This window comes from Mycetocola zhujimingii, assembly GCF_003065425.1.
Lineage (GTDB): Bacteria > Actinomycetota > Actinomycetes > Actinomycetales > Microbacteriaceae > Mycetocola_A > Mycetocola_A zhujimingii.
In genome coordinates, this window is record NZ_CP026949.1 from 240,274 (window position 1) to 261,156 (window position 20,883).

20 protein-coding genes are annotated in these 20,883 nt (G+C 64.2%); 12 read left to right on the forward strand and 8 right to left on the reverse strand.

What is annotated here, in order from left to right:
• Positions 1 to 15: 15 nt before the first annotated feature.
• From C3E77_RS01125 to C3E77_RS01145, 5 genes are all read right to left on the reverse strand, one after another.
• Positions 16 to 1,482: a DUF5597 domain-containing protein gene (locus C3E77_RS01125; RefSeq protein WP_162924871.1), complete on the reverse strand. Its 1,467-nt coding sequence runs from the start codon at positions 1,480 to 1,482 to the stop codon at positions 16 to 18.
• 255 nt (positions 1,483 to 1,737) lie between these two features.
• Positions 1,738 to 3,078, reverse strand: a complete 1,341-nt coding sequence (locus C3E77_RS01130) for an ABC transporter substrate-binding protein (protein ID WP_108389964.1) — start codon at positions 3,076 to 3,078, stop codon at positions 1,738 to 1,740.
• Positions 3,079 to 3,147: 69 nt separating this feature from the next.
• Positions 3,148 to 4,065, reverse strand: coding sequence for a carbohydrate ABC transporter permease (locus tag C3E77_RS01135; RefSeq protein WP_108389965.1), 918 nt, complete (start codon positions 4,063 to 4,065; stop codon positions 3,148 to 3,150).
• Positions 4,062 to 4,979, reverse strand: coding sequence for a carbohydrate ABC transporter permease (locus C3E77_RS01140; RefSeq protein WP_108389966.1), 918 nt, complete (start codon positions 4,977 to 4,979; stop codon positions 4,062 to 4,064). The genes C3E77_RS01135 and C3E77_RS01140 overlap by 4 nt, the downstream gene beginning before the upstream one ends.
• Complete coding sequence (locus C3E77_RS01145) at positions 4,976 to 5,833, reverse strand: IclR family transcriptional regulator (RefSeq protein WP_108389967.1); 858 nt, start codon at positions 5,831 to 5,833, stop codon at positions 4,976 to 4,978. Before C3E77_RS01145 ends, C3E77_RS01140 begins: the two co-directional genes overlap by 4 nt.
• A gap of 594 nt (positions 5,834 to 6,427) precedes the next feature.
• Here C3E77_RS01145 and pcaH point away from each other — a divergent pair.
• From pcaH to C3E77_RS01185, 7 genes are all read left to right on the forward strand, one after another.
• Positions 6,428 to 7,216, forward strand: a complete 789-nt coding sequence (gene pcaH, locus C3E77_RS01155; RefSeq protein WP_108389968.1) for a protocatechuate 3,4-dioxygenase subunit beta — start codon at positions 6,428 to 6,430, stop codon at positions 7,214 to 7,216.
• Entirely contained in the window at positions 7,209 to 7,784 is a 576-nt protein-coding gene (gene pcaG, locus C3E77_RS01160; protein ID WP_108389969.1) for a protocatechuate 3,4-dioxygenase subunit alpha, read from the forward strand. Before pcaH ends, pcaG begins: the two co-directional genes overlap by 8 nt.
• Positions 7,777 to 8,976, forward strand: a complete 1,200-nt coding sequence (locus C3E77_RS01165; protein ID WP_162924873.1) for a lyase family protein — start codon at positions 7,777 to 7,779, stop codon at positions 8,974 to 8,976. The genes pcaG and C3E77_RS01165 overlap by 8 nt, the downstream gene beginning before the upstream one ends.
• Positions 8,973 to 10,187 carry a bifunctional 3-oxoadipate enol-lactonase/4-carboxymuconolactone decarboxylase PcaDC gene (gene pcaDC, locus C3E77_RS15555; protein ID WP_108389971.1) on the forward strand — a complete coding sequence of 405 codons (1,215 nt, stop codon included), beginning with the start codon at positions 8,973 to 8,975 and terminating at the stop codon, positions 10,185 to 10,187. The genes C3E77_RS01165 and pcaDC overlap by 4 nt, the downstream gene beginning before the upstream one ends.
• 200 nt (positions 10,188 to 10,387) lie before the next feature.
• The gene (locus tag C3E77_RS01175) at positions 10,388 to 10,963 is read left to right on the forward strand and encodes a TRAP transporter small permease (protein WP_108389972.1); all 576 of its coding nucleotides are present in this window, start codon (positions 10,388 to 10,390) and stop codon (positions 10,961 to 10,963) included.
• Between the two features lie 3 nt (positions 10,964 to 10,966).
• The gene (locus C3E77_RS01180; RefSeq protein ID WP_108389973.1) at positions 10,967 to 12,247 is read left to right on the forward strand and encodes a TRAP transporter large permease; all 1,281 of its coding nucleotides are present in this window, start codon (positions 10,967 to 10,969) and stop codon (positions 12,245 to 12,247) included.
• Between the two features lie 94 nt (positions 12,248 to 12,341).
• Positions 12,342 to 12,791, forward strand: a complete 450-nt coding sequence (locus C3E77_RS01185; RefSeq protein ID WP_108389974.1) for a type II 3-dehydroquinate dehydratase — start codon at positions 12,342 to 12,344, stop codon at positions 12,789 to 12,791.
• Between the two features lie 43 nt (positions 12,792 to 12,834).
• Here C3E77_RS01185 and C3E77_RS01190 read toward each other — a convergent pair whose 3' ends face one another.
• A complete protein-coding gene (locus C3E77_RS01190; protein ID WP_198412174.1) occupies positions 12,835 to 13,908 on the reverse strand; it encodes a Gfo/Idh/MocA family protein in 1,074 nt (357 codons plus the stop codon).
• A 315-nt stretch (positions 13,909 to 14,223) separates the two neighbouring features.
• On the opposite strand from C3E77_RS01190, the gene dctP reads away from it, so the two are divergent.
• A complete protein-coding gene (dctP, locus tag C3E77_RS01195; RefSeq protein ID WP_108389976.1) occupies positions 14,224 to 15,282 on the forward strand; it encodes a TRAP transporter substrate-binding protein DctP in 1,059 nt (352 codons plus the stop codon).
• Positions 15,283 to 15,366: 84 nt separating this feature from the next.
• On the opposite strand, the gene C3E77_RS01200 is transcribed toward dctP, so the two are convergent.
• Positions 15,367 to 16,125 carry an IclR family transcriptional regulator gene (locus C3E77_RS01200; RefSeq protein ID WP_108389977.1) on the reverse strand — a complete coding sequence of 253 codons (759 nt, stop codon included), beginning with the start codon at positions 16,123 to 16,125 and terminating at the stop codon, positions 15,367 to 15,369.
• Positions 16,126 to 16,132: 7 nt separating this feature from the next.
• On the reverse strand, positions 16,133 to 16,891 hold the full coding sequence (locus tag C3E77_RS01205) for an IclR family transcriptional regulator (protein WP_108389978.1): 759 nt from the start codon (positions 16,889 to 16,891) through the stop codon (positions 16,133 to 16,135).
• Between the two features lie 132 nt (positions 16,892 to 17,023).
• On the opposite strand from C3E77_RS01205, the gene C3E77_RS01210 reads away from it, so the two are divergent.
• Genes C3E77_RS01210 through C3E77_RS01225 form a run of 4 tightly spaced genes read left to right on the forward strand, consistent with a single transcriptional unit; the run spans position 17,024 to position 20,756 of the window.
• Positions 17,024 to 18,868 carry a bifunctional sugar phosphate isomerase/epimerase/4-hydroxyphenylpyruvate dioxygenase family protein gene (locus tag C3E77_RS01210; protein WP_108389979.1) on the forward strand — a complete coding sequence of 615 codons (1,845 nt, stop codon included), beginning with the start codon at positions 17,024 to 17,026 and terminating at the stop codon, positions 18,866 to 18,868.
• Positions 18,865 to 19,164: a Dabb family protein gene (locus C3E77_RS01215; RefSeq protein ID WP_108389980.1), complete on the forward strand. Its 300-nt coding sequence runs from the start codon at positions 18,865 to 18,867 to the stop codon at positions 19,162 to 19,164. Before C3E77_RS01210 ends, C3E77_RS01215 begins: the two co-directional genes overlap by 4 nt.
• The gene (locus tag C3E77_RS01220; RefSeq protein ID WP_108389981.1) at positions 19,164 to 20,084 is read left to right on the forward strand and encodes a shikimate dehydrogenase; all 921 of its coding nucleotides are present in this window, start codon (positions 19,164 to 19,166) and stop codon (positions 20,082 to 20,084) included. The genes C3E77_RS01215 and C3E77_RS01220 overlap by 1 nt, the downstream gene beginning before the upstream one ends.
• A 12-nt stretch (positions 20,085 to 20,096) precedes the next feature.
• Complete coding sequence (locus C3E77_RS01225; protein WP_108389982.1) at positions 20,097 to 20,756, forward strand: TetR/AcrR family transcriptional regulator; 660 nt, start codon at positions 20,097 to 20,099, stop codon at positions 20,754 to 20,756.
• Positions 20,757 to 20,883: the final 127 nt, after the last annotated feature.

A 20,883-nucleotide genomic window follows, 5' to 3' on the forward strand; every position in this document is an offset into this window, starting at 1 on the left:
GAGGGGACATGGGCGTCACTCCTTAACTGGTTCGGTGGCAGGGCGGTGGAGGAGGCGGAGACGCACGGCGGTGATCCTGTTCGTGCCCGTGAGGAGGAGGCGCTCGTCGCCGTTAAGGTACCGGCTCGGGCGCATACCGTTTGAGGACGGGAGAACCTCGCGCGCCTCGTCGATCTCGGTCAAGAAGCCGGGGCGCGTCACATCGATCATGAATCGCTGGCCGATGACGACGAGCTCGTTTGAGTCCAGCACGATGACAACGCCGAAGGGTCGCTCGTCAGCGGGGTGTGCGCCGCGAGCAGCCTCGATGGTCTGGGTCGGTAGAGCGGCCGGTGGGTCGATAGAGACCCCCACGTCGAAGAGCATCCGCGAGTACTGGTGGAACGCGTCGCGCACGGTCAGTGACAGTCCGGCGACCTCGACGGTCTTTTCGGTGTCGCCCGGGGCGAGGGCGAATCCCACGATGCGGCCCTCGCCTTGCGCAGCGATCACCTCCTGCTCAAATCCCCTCAGGAAGATGGTGAGCTGCGCGTGCTGGTTATCGATGAGACCGTCGTCGAGTCCGAAGACGTGGTATCCGATCGCGCCGTAGGAGCCAACCGCCATCGCCATGTCGCCAGCGCGGAACCGGGCCTCGGGGACGAACAGTGGGTTGCCGTTGACGGAGTACTGCTGGAGCACGGGTTCGACGTCAGAAACGTAGATGTCGGGGGCGATGAGGTCCAGTGACGGCGCGAGCGCTCGCCAGAGACCGATCATAGATGCGACGGGCCCACCGCTTGGATACATGCCGGCGACCGGTTGGCCCGGCTGCGGTCCCAGCCAAGCGTTGGTAAAGGCGGGGAGAGGGTGCTCGCGCTTGCCCGCCGCGGCGAGGTCCTCGACGTAGGTCGCGAACCCCCAGGTCATGAAGAGCTCGTCCCCCGAACCGTCCGCGCCGAAGACGTCTTGCCACGATCGATTACCGGCTGCATCAGCCAGCCGCAGCGCCGCGTTCGCGGAGAGCAGCTCCGGTCGATCTCGGAGCTGCTGCAGCACCGATGGTGGAATAGCGGCGGTCCATCGCCGCTCGGCCTCGGGCGAGTGATCACGTCCGGCGCCTAGCAGGCCGACCTCGTTCTCAACCTGGGTCATGACGCAGGTGTACCCCTCGTCGTGCTCGGCGAGGTACCGCATCAGGGCCACGTACGCGGCGCGGTCCGCCTTGCGCAACGCGTTACTGAATACCGACAGCACCGGCTTGGACGTCGACCCGGGGTAGGAGAAGGGGAGCGGGAAGGCAACCGGGCCGAGATGGGCTCGAGGGAACCGCTCTGTGTCCTCCCGCACCCAGCGCGGCGCGTAAACGGAGGTGGCGTTCTTGAAGGCGCCGAACCAGATCAGGATGAGTCGCTGGTCCGACGATCGCGCGAGGCGCAATATTTCGTCGACGATCGTGAAGTCGAACCGCCCTTCTGCAGCTTCGACTTCGTTCCAAGCCACGGAGCAGATGATTGTGCTCGCACCGGATCGCGCCACCCCGTCCCAGATCTCTCGTAGAGATTCGGCCGAGGAGGCGCTGGAGTTGTGCAGTTCCCCGCCGAGGCAGAGGAAGGGCCTGTCGTCGACGAGGAGGGTCTGCCGGTCCGCGTTTCGCACGATTCGGGGTGGCTGATGCTGCGAATTCATAGGGTCGAACCCTTCCGATGGGGGTTGTGGTGTCCGGGGTGAGGCATGAGCGTCACCCCGGACACCAGCTCATCGATTGACGGTGAAACCTTGGCTCTCGCCGTATTCAGCGATCGCATCGGCCCACTCCTCGAGGGCATCCTTGATCTGCACTTCGCCCGTGTACGCGGGGCCCATGTAGTCGGCGAAGATGGTGTTCGCGTAGACCTGGAACGGTAGGTACTGCCACCCTTCACCAACGTTCGCTGACGATTCGGCGAAGACCTTGTTCGCCTGCTGGCCGCCGTAGAACTCGAGCTCGCTCTCGAGGAAGTCAGGGCTGTCGAGTACTTCGCGGCTCGCGGGGTATTGGCCGTTCTCGATGCGGACGTCGAGCCCTTTCAAAAGGTTGGCGTACCGCACGAATCCATAGGCGAGAGTCTTGTTTTCGCTTGCCTCCGTCACCGACATCCCGCTGCCGCCGAGCTCGGAGGTGACGTATTCGCTGTCGTCGAACTGGGGTAGCGGCGCGACGCGCCATTCCCCGCTGCTCTCGGGAAGTCCGGAAAGGAGGCTCCCTGTGATCCACGCACCCATCACCATCGTCGCGATGTTCCCGTTGCCCAGAGCCTGGTACCACTCATCCGAGTAGTCGCGGATGGGTGAGAGCAGATCCTCATCAAGGAGCGTCTGCCAAGTCTCGACGTAACGTTCCGTCCCCTCCTGGTCGAGATCGATCGTGACCTCACTGCCGTCGACCTCGAAGGGGCGCCCGCCGGCGGCCCAGATGTGGCTCAGGGTCTTCAGGGTGTCGGCGTTTTCCGCCAGGATCGAGGCGTCTGGATTGGCCGCTCGGATGGCTCTAGCGGCCTCCACGTACTCGTCCCACGTTTCCGGCACTTCCAGGCCGAGCTCGTCGAAGAGCACCTTATTGTAGACCATAACGCGCGGCCCGGAGTCGGTAGGCAGGCCGTAGACGGCGTCTCCGCTAATGACGGAGCTCCACGGTCCCGGTGGGAAGTTGCTCTCGAGGTCCTGCACGCCGAATGGAGTGAGGTCCGTGAGTGTCCCCGCCGCCACAAACTGGGGGATCGCGTAGTACGACAGCATCGTGACATCGGGTATTCCGGAACCCGCGGACGCAGCATTTTGCAGGGCGGTGAAGTGATCCACTCCCGACCCGACGTTCACCAGCTCTATGTCAACATTGGGGTAGTCCGCCCGGAATGCTTCGACGACGGGTTCGAGCGTGGGATCCCAACCCCAGACGAGTAGCTCGCCGCCCTCCTCGAGGGCAGCGTCGACGGCAGACTCATCTGCCTCTTCAGCGGTTCCGCCGGTGTCGGGCGACGGCGCGCACGAGGCGAGCGTCAGGGTCATGACCACGGCCGCCGCGATAGCGCCGCGACGTCGGAAGAATTTCTGCTTCATTGCGTTAGATCCTTTGACTGGTGTTGGTGGGCAAGGTTGGTATTTCTGAGGTGGGGCTGGGGGTGGAAATCATTCTTTGACCCCGCCGAGGGTGAGACCGGACTGCCAATACCGCTGCAGCAGCAGAAATGCGGCGACGAGCGGCAGGATCGCCAATAGGGATCCGGTGATGACAAGATCGAAGATCGGCGCGGCCCCCTGGATGTTGGCCTGCCCGCTCCACGATTCCAGCCCGAGAGTCAGCGGGTACCACTGGGGGTCGTTGAGCATGATCAGTGGAAGGAAGAAGTTGTTCCATCCCGACACGACGTTGAAGAGCAGCACGGTGACCAGTCCAGGCGCGAGCACAGGCAGCGCAATCTGAAAGAGAATCCGGAACTCTCCGGCACCATCGATCCTTGCGGCCTCTACGAGCTCGTCCGGCACGGACTCTGATGCGTAAATCCACATCAGGTAGAGGCCAAAAGGCTCGATCAGGGCGGGGATGATGACTGCCCACGGCGTATTCGTCAGCCCGACCTCGGCGAACATGAGGAAGGTCGGAACTGCGAGCGCGGTCCCCGGAATGGCGATGGCGCCGAGGATCACGGCGAAGACCGCGCGGCGTCCGAAGAAGGCGAACTTTGCCAGACCCCAACCACCGAGGAGGCCGAGGAGGGTGGCGCCACCCGCGCCAACAACAACATAGAGCAGGGTGTTGCGCAGCCAGAGGACGAAGACACCGTCGTCGTAGGTCAAGGTCCGGCGGATGTTCTCGAACAGGTTGAAGTCACTGCCGAACCACAGCCCAAAGCTGTTGAGCAGGTCGGGCTGCGATTTCGTGGCGCTCACGACCAGCCAGAACAGCGGCAGCAGGCTGTAGATGAGCAGCACGAGCGCGAACACGCTGAGTACGACGCTTTTGCGCACGTGAATCGGTGAGCGCCGCGGCGCAGCGGATCGGGAAGCCACAAAGATGGGCCGCGTCTTTGTTGTCGAGATGCTCATGTCATAACTCGCTTCGTGCCTCGTGCTTGTATGAGGTAAGCGATCACCGAGACGAACACACCCATGACGATCGCGACGGTCGCCGCGTAGGGCTGCTGTTGGCCCTGGAACGCTAGGGAGTAGGCGTACAAATTGGGGGTGAAGTAGCTGCTGACCACGTTGGGGGCTAGTGTCTGCAGAATGCGCGGCTCATTGAATAGCTGGAAGCTCGCGATGATCGAAAAGATGAGTGCGATCACCAGCGCGCTCCGGATCGCGGGTAGCTTGATCGATTTGATAACGCGGAATTGACCTGCCCCATCGATGTGGGCGGCCTCGTATAGCGACATCGGGATCACGCGCAGAGCTGCGTAAAAAATGAGCATGTTGTAGCCGATGAACTGCCACGTCACAATGTTGCCGATCGCGGGAAGGATGAGCCCGGATGAGAACGGATCGGGCAACGTAACGCCGAAAACGTTGCCGAAGTCGTTCACAAGGCCAAAACGAGGCCCGTACATGAAGCCCCACATCAGCGACGCGACAACACCGGGAACCGCGTACGGCAGGAACACGGCGAGCCGGAAAAAGTTTTTGCCGTAGAGCCGTCCGCTGTCGAGAGCAAGAGCGGCAAAGAGCGAAATGCCGAGCATCACGGGCACCTGCACTGCGGAGAAGAGCACCACCCGCCCGACGGCGCTGAGGAACCGGTCGTCTTGGAAGACGCCGATGTAGTTCTCGATGCCGACAAACTGGGTTCCGCCGATGAACTGGAAGCGGAAGAACGACAGGTAGATCGCGTAGACCACCGGGGCGATGAACACGACAAGGAACACCAGCATGAACGGGCCGATGAACCACCACCCGCGCTGAGACGCTCGGTCGCCGGAGCGGCGCTGCGAGGCGCGAGGCAGGAGCGTGGGTGAGCTCGTCATGCGTCGGTCCCCCCGTCGGCGACGATGTTCAAAGCCGAGTGCAGCGGCATCGTCGGCAGCATTGCTCGCGGCACCTTCTCGAGCTGGGAGACGACTTCGGCGAGCAGTGGGAGCACCTCTTGGACGCGCTCGGGGGTGAGCTGCACGGTTGGCCCGGCGATGCTCACAGCGCCGAGCGGCCGGCCGGACTCCCGATCAACAACGGCCTTGGCCACGGCAGAGATGCCAAGCTCATAGCTGTCGTGCACCGAAGCCCAGCCCTGCGACCGAGCACGGCTGAGCGTCTCGAGGATCTGCGAGACGCTCGCGGGAAGGTTCGGCCCGGTCTCGTGGCGCGGCGCCACATGGCGACGCAGGGCGAGGCTCATGGCCTCCTCCTCAGGCAGGCGCGAGAGCCAGGCGACCCCGGTCGCCGTTGAAACGAGCGGCACCTCGGCGGCGTGGTCGGGATCGAACCGCAGACCCGATCGGGCCCCTTGCCGCTTGGCGACCCACACGAGGCGGTCATCCTCGGCGAGGGCCAGACGAACAAGCTGTCCGGTGTCGTCGGCGAGCGATTCCAGAAGCGGGAGGGCAAGACTCGTCAAGGAGTTCGTAGAGAGGAACTGCATCCCGAGAATCGGTAGGGCGAGGGTCAGCTGGTAGTTGCCTGTCATGGCATCTTGCCGCACGTAACCATCGACGATGAGGTTTTGGAGCGTCCGATGTGCGCCGCTTTTGGGCGTCTCGAGCAGTTCGGCGAGATGCATGAGCGGTAGACCTTCGGGCGCCTCCGCGAGTATCGAGAGGACCGCCAGTCCTTTGGAAAGTGCGCCTTGACCGCTCATTGTCCTCGCCATTCTTCCGGGCCTCATTGCTGGCTGTGCAGAACGCTAGCCGAAAATGGAATTAAGTTCTACTGTGAAACCGAGTTTCACTCTGAAACAAAGTTCCGGTTTTACCTCATGCTACGAAACTCTGGCAGCGGGTACCGTCATGGGCGTGGCTCGCCGGAGGACGCTGAAGGCCCACGAAACGGACCGAGGGTATGCGACGGCCGCAAAGAGTGCCGCGGGTATCTCAGTTTTGGGCGGAGGAGCATTCAAAGCTGACGGTGGGTTCCCCCGCTGGTTCGGGAACGACCATCGACGCACCGATAGTTCGGATATTGACTGAGGCGAAGTGACGGTTTCGCGCCACGAGGTGACGTGGACCTGGGCAATCGCAGGTGCGTCATCGGGATGAGCGGGGCGTATCCGGATCTCGGTCATAGGGACACCGTAGCCATCGGCCACTCGCGAGTGACCTGTCCCACTGAATGAAACGCCCACAACCCTTCCCTGTCCAACAGGGCAGGGTTATCAACGACCTTCCATTCCGGGGGAGTCCCACCATGCGCGAAGAGCGTCACTGGTCGGATCGGCGCTGCCGGGGCGCACGGCTGCCCGCCTCCGACGAGAAAGGACGTCATGACGAATCAGACGCCAGAAACCCAGACGACGATTTCCGATGAGATCGCGGCGCTGCACGCTGAGCACTCTGCCCGGGCTCGTAACGCAGGCCGTGTGCTTGCGCCGCACCCACCGCGCAACTTCGCGCCGTATCGCAGCACCGTGCTCCGGCATCCGACCCACGAACTCGTGCGAGCAGATCCGGAAGAGATCGAACTGGTATCGCCCGCTTTTGGTCACACGGATGTGGCCGCGGAGGAGAACGACCTCACGATTCAGCATGCGGGCGAACCGCTCGGTGAACGCATCATTGTGACCGGCCGTGTGATGGACGGAGACGGCCGCCCGGTGCGAAACCAGCTCGTCGAGATCTGGCAGGCGAATGCGTCGGGGCGTTACGTCCACAAGCGCGACCAGCATCCGGCTCCCCTTGACCCGAACTTCACCGGGGTCGGGCGGTTGATCACAGGCGACAACGGCGAGTACCGGCTCACGACCATCAAGCCGGGCGCCTACCCCTGGAAGAACCACCGCAATGCCTGGCGGCCGGCGCACATCCACTTCTCGTTCTTCGGTTCCGCGTTCACGCAGCGGCTGATCACCCAGATGTACTTCCCCGGCGACCCGCTGTTCGGGCTGGATCCGATTTACCAGTCCATCGTCGATCCCGCCGCGAGGGACCGCCTGGTCGCGCGCTATGACCACGACGTCAGCGAACCGGAATGGGCGCTCGGCTATCGCTGGGACGTGGTGCTCACCGGACCCCGATCAACCTGGATGGAACCGGAGGATTCCGATCATGCCTGAAACATCACCAGGCCAGACGCCGTCACAGACGGTCGGCCCGTTCTTCGGTTACGCCCTGCCGTACCCCGGTGGTCCGCAGGTCGCAGCCCCGTGGCACGCCGACGGCATCCGTTTTCACGGCACTGTCTCCGACGGCGCGGGTGATCCCATTCCCGACGCCATCGTCGAAATCTGGCACGCGGATGCCTCGGGGCAGGTGATTTCCGAGCGAGGGAGCCTCGACCGGGACGGTTACACAGTGACAGGTTTCGGTCGCACCGCCGTCGACAGGGCAGGCAACTACAGCTTCTCGACCATCAAACCGGGTCCGACCCGGCCGGATGCCGCGCCCTATATCCTCGTCACGGTCTTTGCCCGCGGCCTGACCCACCACCTGTTCACCCGCGCGTACTTTGGAGACGAGTCCGAACGCAACGACGCTGACCCTCTCCTCGGTCGAGTGGATCCGGCGCGTCGGGACACGTTGATCGCCGCCCGGGATGCCGAGAGGAGCTACCGTTTCGATATACGACTGCAGGGCGACGGCGAAACCGTCTTCCTGAATTTCGATGCGGAGATTCATGGCTGAGCATCCGACTGCGGAGGCGACGGACTGGGGACTGCTTGAACCCCTCGCCGTCACCGCTGCGGTCACATCGGACGACGCCGTCCTCGAGGCTCTCGTGGAGGTGGAGCGCGCTTTGGTTCTTGCGCGTGGCCGCATCATTGGCAAAGACCTCAGCGAGGTGGCCCAGGCGTTGCAGGGCGCGCAGCTCGACCGGGCCGAGTTGATCTCGGGGGCCCGCACGGGCGGTGTGCCCGTCATCCCGCTGGTGATCCAGCTCCGTGCGCTCGCCGAGTCAGCGGTCCCCGGCTCTGGCGCTCACGTCCACCAGGGTGCGACGAGCCAGGACATCCTCGATACCGCTCTGATGCTCGTCGCGAAGAGGGCTCTCGGCGTTGCCCGGGAGCGCCTCCGCACCGCCGGCGAGAGCCTCGTTGCACTGGCCATCGGCGAGCGATACACGATTTCGATCGCCCGAACGCTCGGGCAGCACGCCGCCCAGAGCACGGTGGGGGTGTCTGTCGCCGGCTGGCTCGACGGTATCGCCGCGGCGATGGATGCTTTGGCCGAGGCCGGTTTTCCGGTGCAGCTCGGTGGTGCGGTTGGCACCGGCGAGGACTTCGACCGTGAGGCAGACGTTCCGCACACGGCAGACCGAGTGCGCTCCGCGCTGGCTGAGCAGCTGGGACTCGACGACCCCGAGCGCTCCTGGCACACGGAGCGGAGCCACGTTCTCCGTGTTGCATCGGCCGCTGCCCTTGTCACCACCGCCCTCGGGCGTATCGGACGGGACGTGGCATTTCTTGCGCGCACCGAGATCGGCGAAGCATCGCTCGGCGCGACGGGGGGATCCTCGGCGATGCCGCACAAGCGCAACCCGGTTGATGCCGTGCTTCTCACGGCAAACGGGTTGCGGGTGCCTGGCCTGGTGGCGACCGTGCACTCAGCAGCGCTCGCGCAGGACGCCAGACCGGCGGGGGAGTGGCACGCCGAATGGTCAGCATTTCGTGGTCTCCTGCGGCTTGCCGTCGAGAGTTCGGATGCCGCTGCATCGATGTTCGCGCGCCTCAGCTTTGACCGGTCAGCGGTCGAGGCGAATCGCCTCCTGAGCCCCGATCTCGAGCGGGATGCCGCAGCCACTCGCGTCGCATCCGACCGCATCATCGAGTCGGCCATCGGCCGCTTTCGAGCCGTAGAACGCAAGGAGCAGCGATGACCGTTCCCCGCCTGATCGGCTCGATCACGCCGGCCGCACCCGTAGCCACAGCGAGCGAACTGCTCGTGCTGTTGCCGTCGCTCGGCACAACCACCGCGGTGTGGGACGGCGTCGTTGCGGAACTCTCTCGGGCGTTGCCTCACGTCCGCATTCTCCGCGTCGACCTCCCGGGGCATGGCGCCAGTCCATCGACGCGCGAGCCGTTCGGCATCGCTGACCTCGCCGAGGCGACGCTCCGAATTGTCGACGAACTCGGCGGCGGCCGGTTCCATGTCGCCGGGATCTCACTCGGCGGCACGATCGCCCTCGAGCTCGCCGCGACCCATCCGGAACGGCTGCTGAGTCTGGCGTTATTCTGCAGCGGTTCCCGCATCGGCGACGCCGACGGCTGGGCAGAACGCGGAGCCGAGGTCCGACGGTCAGGAACGGCATCCCTCGTCACCGGCAGCGCCGCACGCTGGTACGCACCGGGCTACCTCGAGAACAACCCCAACGGCCAGGGGGCCAGGGGCCTCGGCACTCTCGTCGAGGTGGACGACGAGTCATACGCTCTGTGCACGGATGCCCTGGGGCGTTTCGACCGGACATCCTCACTCGGCGGTATCGAGGTAGACGCTCTGCTCGTGAGCGGGGAGCACGACCAGGTCACGACCACCGCCTCGATGAAAGCCGTGGCAGAGGCGATGCCCCGCGCACGTTTCGCTGAGCTGCCCGGCGCATCACACCTCGCTCCGCTCGAAAAGCCCGCCGAAGCGGCGTCGCTCCTGATCGGGCTCGTGCACATTGCGGGCGGCCCTTCGCCGGCGACACCGTACGACACAGGAATGGCGGTTCGCCGGGCTGTCCTCGGCGATGCCCACGTCGATGCTGCGCTCGGGGCGATCACTCCGGAGACCGCCGCATTCCAAGACTTCATCACCCGCTACGCCTGGGGTGAGATCTGGGCCCGGACCCAACTGTCCCGCCGCGAGCGGAGCATCGCCACCCTGGCGGCCCTCGTCACCGGTGGGCACGAAGCCGAAATCCGGATGCATGTGCGTGCTGCTTTGCGCAACGGGCTCAGCCGCAACGACATCGGCGAGGTGATCCTCCACACCGCCCTCTATGCGGGACTGCCGTCGGCGAACGCTGCGCTCGCCATCATGCGCGCGGTGTTTGCCGAGTCTGATGACCCCGAGTCGGGTGATGACAGCAGCCACGGGGGGGACTAGCTTGCTCGGTTGTGTCCCATTCGGCGAGACAACTCTCCACCCACCTCACGCTTGCATCCAGAGTCAGAGAGTGAGCGCACGCGTGCGCTTCACAACCCCGAATTGCCAGAGAGGTTGACCATGCTCCGTGATCCCATGTCGAGCTGGCGTGACGGCGTCGCGCCCTCGGGCTCGTCGGTCCTTGCCGGGGCGGAGGCGGTGTGACCCAGAACGAGCCGGAGGACCCGGACCGCTCTGTGGAACCCGCCACCACGCCCGCGACCGCCGAGGTCCCGTCCGATCCCGCATTCATCCGGGTGCTCTCCGCAGTGGAGATTGCGATCAGCGTTGTGCTGCTCGCACTCGTCATCATCGGCGTGATGTACCAGGTACTCGGCCGCTACATTCCCGCGCTGGGCTGGGTCGGTGCCGGCGAACTCGCCCTCATGTCGATGGTCGCACTGACGTTCATGACCACGGGATATCTGGTCGGCCGCAACGGTCACATCGTGATCGAGGTCTTCGACCAGGTGTTGGCCGGCCGAAAGCTCTTTGCCGTGCTGCGCATCATCTCGGCCCTGATCATGGTCGTCACCTGCCTCGCGCTTGCCTATGAGGCTTTCGTGAAACTCGAGGTGGAATGGACGCGGACCAGTGCCGCCATGCACATTCCGCTCGGGATGCTGTACGCCTTTGCCCTCTTCGGATTCGCGTCTGCAGCGATCCATTCCGCCTGGAAGATTCCTCACGCCAACCGCCCGGAACGCAAACTCGACATTTCAGAGATGGACGCCTGACCGATGGACCTCTGGCTTTACGTACTTCTGCTTGTCGTTTTGCTGTTGCTTCGGGTGCCTGTCGCATTCGCCATGATTGCGCCAAGCCTCGTGTATTTCTACAGCCAGGGCCTGTCGCCCGGCTACGCGATCTCGTCGATCGTCAACGGAATCAACAGCTTCCCGCTGCTCGCCGTCCCCCTGTTCATCTTCGTCGGCACCATTGCGAACCATCTCGGCATCGCGACGAGGCTCTATGACTTTGCCAAAGCGCTCCTTCCGCGGCTCCCCGGCAACCTGGCGTACGTGAACCTGGGCACTGCAATCGGTTTCTCCTGGATCAGTGGCTCGGCGCTCGCGGATGCCGCGTCCACCAGCAAGATTCAGATTCCACAGATGCTCAAGGCCGGTTACCCCTACGGGTTCTCGGCGGGCCTGACCGCGTCCGGCTCTCTCATGAGCACAGTCATGCCGCCGAGCATCCCGGCGGTCCTCTTCGCAGCGACCGCCTCGATTTCCACAGGAGCCCTCTTCGCGGGCTCCATCCTGCCCGCCGGCCTGATGGCCGCCGGCCTCGCCGTGTACATCTTCATCTGGGTGAAGAGGCACCCTGAGGTTGCGACCAGCCGCGCCTTCGATGGCGCTGCGCTCCGCAAAGCGGTGGTTCGGGTCATCGGCCCGATGCTGTTGCCGGTGATTATCCTCGGCGGCATCTTCAGTGGGCTATTCACCCCGACGGAGAGTGCGGGCATCGCTGCCGCGTACATGCTCGTGCTCGGGGTGTTCTACCGGACGCTGACATTGCCCGTGTTCTGGCGGGCGGCCAAGGAAACCGTGGTCATCTCGGGAGGCATTCTCCTGATCCTCGGTGCGTCGAACCTCATGGGTCAGGTGCTGGCGCGTGAACAGGTGTCGCGCAACCTGGGTGAGTGGTTGACGGCGCTGACCGACAATCCCATCGTCTTCCTGTTGCTCTTGAATGGGCTCCTCATCATTCTGGGAATCTTCCTCGAGGCACCCCCGGTCATCCTCGTGCTGGTGCCGATACTCATGCCGATCGTCGCCGACTTCGGTATCGATCCCGTTCACCTCGGGGTCATCATGATCCTCAACCTGATGATCGGCTCCCTGACACCGCCCGTTGGTGCCGTTCTGTTCGTCGTCGGCTCGATCACTCGAAGGCCGATGGGCGAACTCTTCCGCGGCATCCTGCCGTTCCTCATCCCGCTGGGTGTCGTGCTGCTGTTGCTGACGGTGTTCCCGTGGATCGTGACGATAGTTCCGACCTGGCTCGGTTTGTTGTGATGCAAGGGATGTTGGTGACCACGTCCATGAAACGCGCGATCGTCGGCCAGACGAACGGAACCGGGGCACCCGCGCTCCTGGAAAGGAACCTGCTGTGACCCGAAAGCTGTACGTCCTGAACGGCCCGAATCTCAACATGCTCGGTCGGAGGCAGCCGGAACTGTACGGCACCACATCGCTGGACGATGTCCGGACCAACTGCCTCAGGGTCGCCGATGAGCTCGGCTTCGACCTCTTCTTCGAGCAGTCCAACGCCGAGTATCAGATCGTCGAGTGGCTGCACCAGGCATATCGCGAGAAGGCAGCCGTCGTGATCAACCCGGCAGGGCTCAGCTTCGGTTCTGTCCCGGTGCTCGACGCTCTCCTGATACTGGACACTCCTGTCGTCGAGATCCATATCACCAACATTCATGGCCGAGACGAGGCCCATCGGCATTCGCTCACATCGACCGCGGCGCGCGCCGTGATCGCGGGCGCTGGCGTGTTCGGGTACGAACTTGCCATCCGTGCGGCAGACCGGCTGACAGCGATCGACGGAGCCTGAGCCGGCGCTGGTGGAGGCCGTCACAAGCGCCTCGTGACGGCGGCTAGGCTCCCTGGTGTTCGGCTCTGAACTCGGCGACGTCGACGGTCTGATGGCGTTCCGCTGCCCGTGCTGATGCCTCGACCAGGGCGAGGGTGCGCGACGCATCCTCCGCCGAAACCAGCGGTTCTGCGCCTCGAACGACCTCGACGAAGTGCGCGAGCTGGGCGTGGAACGAGCTGTGCCCGGCGGCGGGAAGGTACGTGCGTGAGAGCGGGGAATGCCAGTCGGCGGGTACGTCGGCCGCATATGAATACCTGGCGAGGTTCGGTACGGACAGTGCGCCGCTCGTGCCGACCAGCTGGTACGCGACCCCGTCGGGCAAGTACGGGAAATCGGCGGTGTCCTCGGTCGATTGGTCCCAGCCCCACGGTGAGACGGCGGCGTCGGATGCAAAGAAACTGCCGAGGGCTCCACTCGTGAACCGCAGGTTCACCACCGCGGTGTCTTCGACCTCATGACCGCGGATGTGTGAGCTCGTGATCGCCTGGACAGAGCTGACTTCGCCGCACAGGTAACGCAAAAGATCGAGGTCATGCACCAGATTGATGAGCATCACACCCGCGCCGCTCTGGCGGTGCCAGGGCGTGTCTGTGAAGTACCCCTCCTCTTTCCGAGCCGCCCAGATGCCGTTGACTCCGACAAGCTGGCCGATCTCGCCGTCGACGAGCGCTGCGCGCGCGGCCGCAACCGCGGGATGATGCCGCCGGTGGTGCCCGACGAGTAATCGGCCGTTGAGGCGTTCGACCGCGGCGACGAGTCGGAGCGATTCCGCGTAGTTCGCCGCGATGGGCTTCTCAAGGAGCACCGCAACGCCCTCGGAGAGGCAGTCGATCGCTGTCTCTACGTGAAGCGCGTTCGGACTCGCGATGATCACGGCATCGAGCGACACGGCCCCGAGCATGGAGCGTGCGTCGGCATACGTCGGGCATCCGAAGGCTCCACCAGACGCCTGCGGATCGGCGACGGCCGCCAGGTCAGCGTTCGGTGCGCGACGAATGAACTCAACGTGCTGGCGCCCCATGAAACCGGTGCCAACGACGCCGATACGGACGGGGTCAGACACTGCAGGCGGCACGAGCGCTCCTTTGTCATCGTCATTCAGGCCGGTCGGGCACAGCGTATGCAAGCATGAGTCGTCACGTGCGACATGTTCCACTCACCGGCCTGACGTGGGCTTTCACACCAGGCGGGGTGTGTTCCACTCGCCGGGACGTCGCTTTACGAATGGATGCGGCTGGACGAAAGTCGGCATTGCCACAGGGCCGCTTCATTGACTGTGTGGTCGACGATGTCCTCATCGTGACAGCGTTCGTCGATCCAACGCCACTACGTCCGACCCGAACGACCATTACCCAGAGCACGAAGACGTGCTGAGAAAGAGGAGAGTCACATGGGCACAGCAGCCCGATCGACGCGTCGAGGCCTGATGGCCGCGTCCGTGCTCGCAGTCACAACGCTCGCCGTCACCGGCTGCGCCGGCGGCGGCAGCCCCGAAAACACCACAGAAGCGTCCAGCTCGGAGAATGAAGCAGTCACGATCACCGTCGCGACCAGCCAGAACGAGCAGACGCCGAACTACTACTGCGGAGTCGAACTGCTCAAGGAGCGGCTCGAAGACGCGGATATTGGACTGACCGTTGAGCTGTATCCGGCGAGCCAGCTCGGGCCGGACGCCGACCGGTTCCCGCTCGTCCAGGCTGGCGACATCGACATCGATCTGCAGGGTGCCTCCGCGCTCAGCTCCACGTTCGAGCCGATCGGTGTCGTCGATGCGGCGTACGCGTTCGACGACGTGGACCACGCCTTCGACTGGACCGACAATGGATCCGAGGACCTGTTCTCGTCGTTCCAGGAAGCCACAGGCGTCAGCATCGTCGACGGATGGTTCTTCGGTAACCGCACATTTACAACGAAGGATGTTGAAATCCGCAGCCCCGAGGATCTCGACGGAGTTCCGATCCGTTTCCCGAACTCGCCGGCGTTCCTCGCGAACGCCGAGGCTTTGGGAGTGGACAACCCCGTCTCGGTTGCCGTTGAAGAGGTTTACACCGCGCTTCAGCAGGGCATCGCCGTCGGTCAGGAGAACCCCATCGTGGCAACCCGCTCGTCGAGCTACGACGAGGTGCTGAACGTTGCTGTTCTCAACAACCACAACGTCGGCATCCACTGGATCCTCGTCAGCGACAAGACCTACGAAAAGATGAGCGAGGAGCAGGCCACGCTGCTCGAGGAAACTATCCACGAGATTCGCCCCGAGAACCGTGACTGCGTTGACGAGGCGACCGAAGAGATCCTCGATGAGTATCGGGCTGACGACAACTTCACGGTGATCGAAACCGACGACATCGACATGGATGCGTTCATCGGCGACGCAGAGTCCTACTTCGGGGAGTACTTCACCGGAGAGACCCTCGAAGCGTATGAGGCGATTCGGGAAATGGCCGACTAGGTCGGACTCCAGCGGCGGAAGTTTCATCGCCAGCGAACTGGGTGGTTGCGATTTCGCGGCCACCCAGTTTTCGTGTGTCCGGTGTCAGCGGCTGGTTCCGAGGCGGCGGCTGACGTTCGCTGCGGTGGCGCGGACAGCCGGGGCCAGCCGGTCGATGTCCAGTTCTTCGGCGGACCCGGCGATCGAAATCGCGGCGAGAGGAACGGAGCCGTAACCGAGGACAGGGCTCGCCACGCTGGCGCTGTCACTCGCGTACTCCTCGCGCTCGGTTGCTGTCCGGGTTTTCCGTGTTTCCGCCAGCTCCCTGAGAAGGTGAGCTGGATCGCAGATGGTGTGAGGCGTGCACGGCTGGAGTCCGTCGCGCAGGACTTCCGCAACGACCGCGTGCGATGCGAAGGCGAGCATCGCCTTGCCTGGCGCGGTCGCGTGAGCTGGGCGCCGTGCGCCGATCCGCTCGGAGGGGTGGTCACTGTGCGACCCGCGGAGGACCGCAACGAACACGACATTTGTTCGGTCGAGTACCGTGAGCTGCACGTTCCGCCCGGTGGCCAGCCTCAGGTCGTTCAGTAGCGAAAGCGCGGCTTCCCTGAGCTTCCTCGGCCTGCTGACCGTTTGGCCGAGCTCAAAGAGGCGGACTCCCAGGAACAGTTTGCTGCCCTCCCGATCGAGAAACCGTTGGCTGACGAGCTCGGCCACGATCCTCGATACCGTCGATTTCGGAAGGTTTGCGCGCCGGGCAAGCTCGGAAACACCGATGCCGTCTCCGTGTTCTCCGAACGCGTCAAAGATGGCGGTGACGCGATCGAGAACACTCACCGTTGAGGTCCAGTCGGCGTTTCGCATGGGCTGGCTAGGCCGCCGTGAGTCGGCGGGTCAGCGCCACACCAGCGGCCCGGACAAGCGGCGCCACCTGTTCCGGATCCATGGCACCGCTGGGCCCCGCGAGCGAGATCGCCCCGAGAACGACCCGGTCGGCCGAAATCACCGGTGTCGCAACAGCAAGAATCCCGGGATACGCCACCCCTCGGTCCGTGGCTATGACCGTGGCGCGGACCTGACTCAGCTCCTCTCTGAACTGATCGGCCGCGCCGTCGATGAGCGGGGCAGTTGCCCGGTCGACAACCGCGCTGTCCGCGCAAAATGCCAGATAGGCCTTTCCGCTGGCCGTCTTGAGAGCCGGCGATCGCATCCCAGCCCTGGTCGGCAGCATCGGAAGCCGCCCGGCCACCGCCGCTATGGAGATCATGTCTGTGCCCTGGTACACCCAAAGGCCGACCCGCTCCCCGGTGAGCTCAACAAGCTCACGAATCACCGGCGCAGCGGCCGTAAGCAGGCGGCGGGGGAGACCCGCGCGTGCGCCAAGCTCAAAGAGTCGAAGACCCAGCGTCACCCCATCGTCCGTGCGCTCGAGATAACGGTGCTCGACCAGCTCTGCGACCAGGCGGGACACCGTGGACTTCGGCATACCCGTGAGATCGGCCAGTTGGGTGATGGACGGGTTGGAGCCAGCTTCCTTGACCGCGTTGAGAATTGCCACGATGCGTTCGAGCACCGGCGCTGACGTGACTCCTGGCCCTGCTGGGGTGTTCCACTCGGCGAAACTCATCATCGAACGTCTCCTTAGAGCGGGTTAGATCATCCTTGACCGCCTGCTGCGGTCGAACGTACTAGTTAGTACCTTTTTCCGCAAGCAATTCTGAGAGCCGCTCGGGCAGTGCTCCCGGTGCCCGCTGGAGGCAACATGCGAACATCCATCGCCACCGTCTGCCTCAGTGGCACGCTCGATCAGAAGCTGGCCGCAGCCAGCGAAGCAGGCTTCGACGGGGTAGAGATATTCGAGCCGGATCTCATCGCCTCGCCCGAGTCTCCCGAGGCCATCAGGGCACGAGCGGACGAGCTCGGCCTGTCGCTCGACCTCTATCAGCCGTTTCGGGATTTCGAAGGGGTTGGACCCGATCTGCTCGAGCACAACCTCCGGCGAGCAGGTGCAAAATTCTCGCTCATGAATCGCCTGGGTATCGAGACGATGCTGTTGTGCAGCAATGTCGCGACGGCGCGAAGCGGGGATGAGCAGCTCGCGGCGACGCAACTCCGCGAGCTTGGGGAGCTCGCGGAACGCTTTGGTGTTCGCGTTGCGTATGAGGCGCTGGCCTGGGGGCGGTTCGTCGACGATTACGAGCAGGCAGCCCGGATCGTACGCCTCGCGGACCATCCGCGGATCGGGGTATGCCTGGACAGTTTCCACATTCTGTCGAGGGGGCACGACCCGCAAGCAATCGAGACGATTCCCGCAGACAAGATCTTCTTCGTCCAGTTGGCCGACGCGCCGATCCTGTCGATGGACGTGCTTTCGTGGAGCAGGCACCACCGGCTCTTCCCCGGCGAGGGCGGATTCGACCTCGCCGCGTTCATGGGGCACCTGGTGAGGACAGGATACGACGGGCCGATCTCGCTCGAGATCTTCAACGACACGTTCCGCCAGTCGGACGCCGCATCGACCGCCGTCGATGCCCGACGCTCACTGCGACTGCTCGAGGACGAAACCCGGGCCTGGCTTGGGCGGTCATCACGCGGACGCACCGAGCAGATGACGGCCAGACCGCTCCCGGTCGTAGAGCCGCCAGCCGATATCAACTACGTGGAGTTGCGCACCGACGCGATCGACGAGATGCGCACACTTCTCGCGCAACTGGGTTTCGCGGCGCACGGCCGCCACCGTACGAAGAGCGTCGAACTCTGGTCACAGGGCGCCGCACGAATGGTGCTCGGAAGGCCCGAGACCCAACCGCCACCACCGACCGTCGCGGGAATCGGATTGTCCGTCAGCAATCCGGATGCTGCGCTCCGGCGGGCAACCGATTTGTTCGCACCCGAGATCCACCGCTCGGAGGGCCCGGGTGACGAGTCTCTCGTTGGCGTGAGGGCGCCGGACGGATCAGAGGTTTTCTTCGGGCTGGAGGGCAGCACGGAACCAAAGTGGGTGCGGGAGTTCCCGGTCCCAGACCAACCGGGCGCCGAGCTCGTCGAACGGGTTGACCACATCAATCTCGCTCAACCCTGGCAGCACTTCGATGCCGGGGTGCTTTTCTTCCACTCGGTGCTTGACCTGCGGTCGCAGCCGTCGATGGAAGTGGCCGCACCGGTGGGACTCGTGCGCAGCCAGGTGCTTCGCGCCGCGGACGGTGTCGTGCGCATCGCGCTCAACCTGGTGCCGTCGGGCGCGCACGACGACGCGATCCTTCCGCAGCACATTGCCTTCGCTTCGACCGATGTTCTCGCGCTGGCGCGACAGGCGCGAGAGCGAGGGTTCCATCCCCTCGACATCCCGGCCAACTATTACGACGACATCGAGGCTCGGTTCGACATTGAGGCATCACTGCTCGCGGAGCTGAAGGAGTTGAACGTCATGTACGACCGAGACGAGGCAGGGGAGTTCCTCCACTTCTATACCCAGGCGATCGGGACTGTCTTCCTCGAGGTGGTCGAGCGTCGCGACGGTTATGAGGGGTATGGAGCGCTCAACGCTCCCGTCCGTCTCGCCGCCCAGTATCAGCAGCGCCGCGACGCGGAAGGCGTGCCGGCGTGATCCGCCACGTCGCCGTTTTCCGGTTCGTGCCGGAGTTCACCGCCGACGAGCGGGAGCACTGGATGGGTCTGCTGCGTGCTCTCCCCGCGCAGATCCCCTCGGTGCGCAGCATGAGCGTCGGTCCGGATGTGCTCGGCGGTGCGGCATCCCACGACCTTGCCATCGTTGCCGATTTTGATGACCTCGATGGGCTCGACCTGTACAGCCGGCATCCGGCGCACGCCGAAGTCCTCAGGATCTCCGCCGGTGTCAAGATTTCGCTCGCGACGGTCGACTTCGAAATCCCGGAAAGCTGATGGGCGCCCGGCGGCCAGCCAGCTTCCCGCAGGCCAGTGGTGGTTATCTCGTCGGACTGATCGGTGCGGGAATCTCGGCATCGTTCACCCCGCAGCTGCACGAGGTCGAGGCAGCGGAACTCGGTCTCGACTATGAGTACCGCATTCTCGACCTGATTGAACTCGGCAGGCGAGCGGACGACGTTGGCGCGTTGCTCGGTGAGGCGCGCAGCCGCAACTTCTCGGCGATGAACATCACTCACCCCTGCAAACAACTGGTGGTCGACGTCGTGGATGAGCTGGATCCGCGGGCAGAGCACCTGGGCGCTGTCAATCTCGTCGTTTTCGAGGACGAGAAACTGGTCGGCTACAACACCGACTGGGTCGGGTACCGGGACGGCCTCGTCGCCGGGCTGCCCGGCGCATCGCTCGAACGTGTTGTGCAGATCGGTTGCGGCGGCGCTGGATCGGCGACCGCCTATGCGCTCCTGTCGAGCGGTGTCACACGGCTTGACCTGTTCGATGTCGACGAGGCCCGCGCGCGGGACATCGCGGAGCGCATGCGCCCCCATTTCCCGTCGCAGGTCATTGCGACTGTCCCGCATCACAATCTCGAGGTGATGATCACCAGGGCCAACGGGGTCGTCCACGCCACCCCGATGGGGATGCTTCATCATCCGGGAGTGGCATTCGACGTCGATCTCCTCCAGGAAGGCGCATGGGTCTCGGACGTTGTGTACCGGCCCCTGGAAACGGAACTCATCCGTCAGGCTGTCGAGCGGGGTCATCCGGTGCTCGATGGAGGCCGAATGGCCGTCGGACAGGCCTACGCTAGCCTTCAGATCATCACGGGCCGAGAGCCCAATCGGGAAAGGATGGAGGAGCACTTTCGCACCCTCATCCGACACGAAGAGTCTTCGGGTCCGCCCGCCCGAAGGTGAAGGAAGCAGAGCATGGCTGACGAGTTGCATGAGGTTCAGGACGGCGGATCGACCCTGCGCGCTGAGCGGACGAAGGAAGACATTCTCGAGGTCGCGACGGCAGAATTCGCGGCGAACGGATACGCCGGTGCGCGCGTCGACGAGATCGCCGCGCGGACCCGAACGACCAAGCGAATGATCTACTACTACTTCGCCTCGAAGGAAGGCCTGTATCTCCGGGTGCTGGAGCGCGTGTATGCCCAGATCCGTCAGGTGGAGCGCGGGGTGCAGATCGATGAGCTCTCGCCGCGTGAGGCGTTGCGCAAACTGGCGGAGACTACCTTCGATCACCATACGACGCACGAAGAGTTCATTCAGCTCGTCAGCATCGAGAACATCCACCGCGCTGAGCACCTTCTGCAATCGCCGACGATCCTCAGGGAAAACGCGACAGCAATCACCGTGCTCGAGAGCGTCATCCGGCGCGGGGTCAGCGAAGGGGTCTTCCGTGACGACGTCGATGCGCTCGACGTGCACATGATCATCAGCGCATTCGCGTGCTTTCACGTCGCCAACCGGCATACCTTCGCGGCGATCTTCGATCGCGACATGCTCGACCCTGGGCTTCGAGAGCCTCATCGGCGTCTTATCGGCGACATGATCGTGGCGACCATGACCTCGAGTGAGGCCTGACCGCCGCTGTTCCATTGAATGGAATGCGGGGCACAGCGTCGATGACGACGGAGCAGGATGGGCTTTGACCCTCCAAGCAGAGAGACAGCACCATGCCCCGATCCACGAGCGCTCGCCCCGGCTGTGG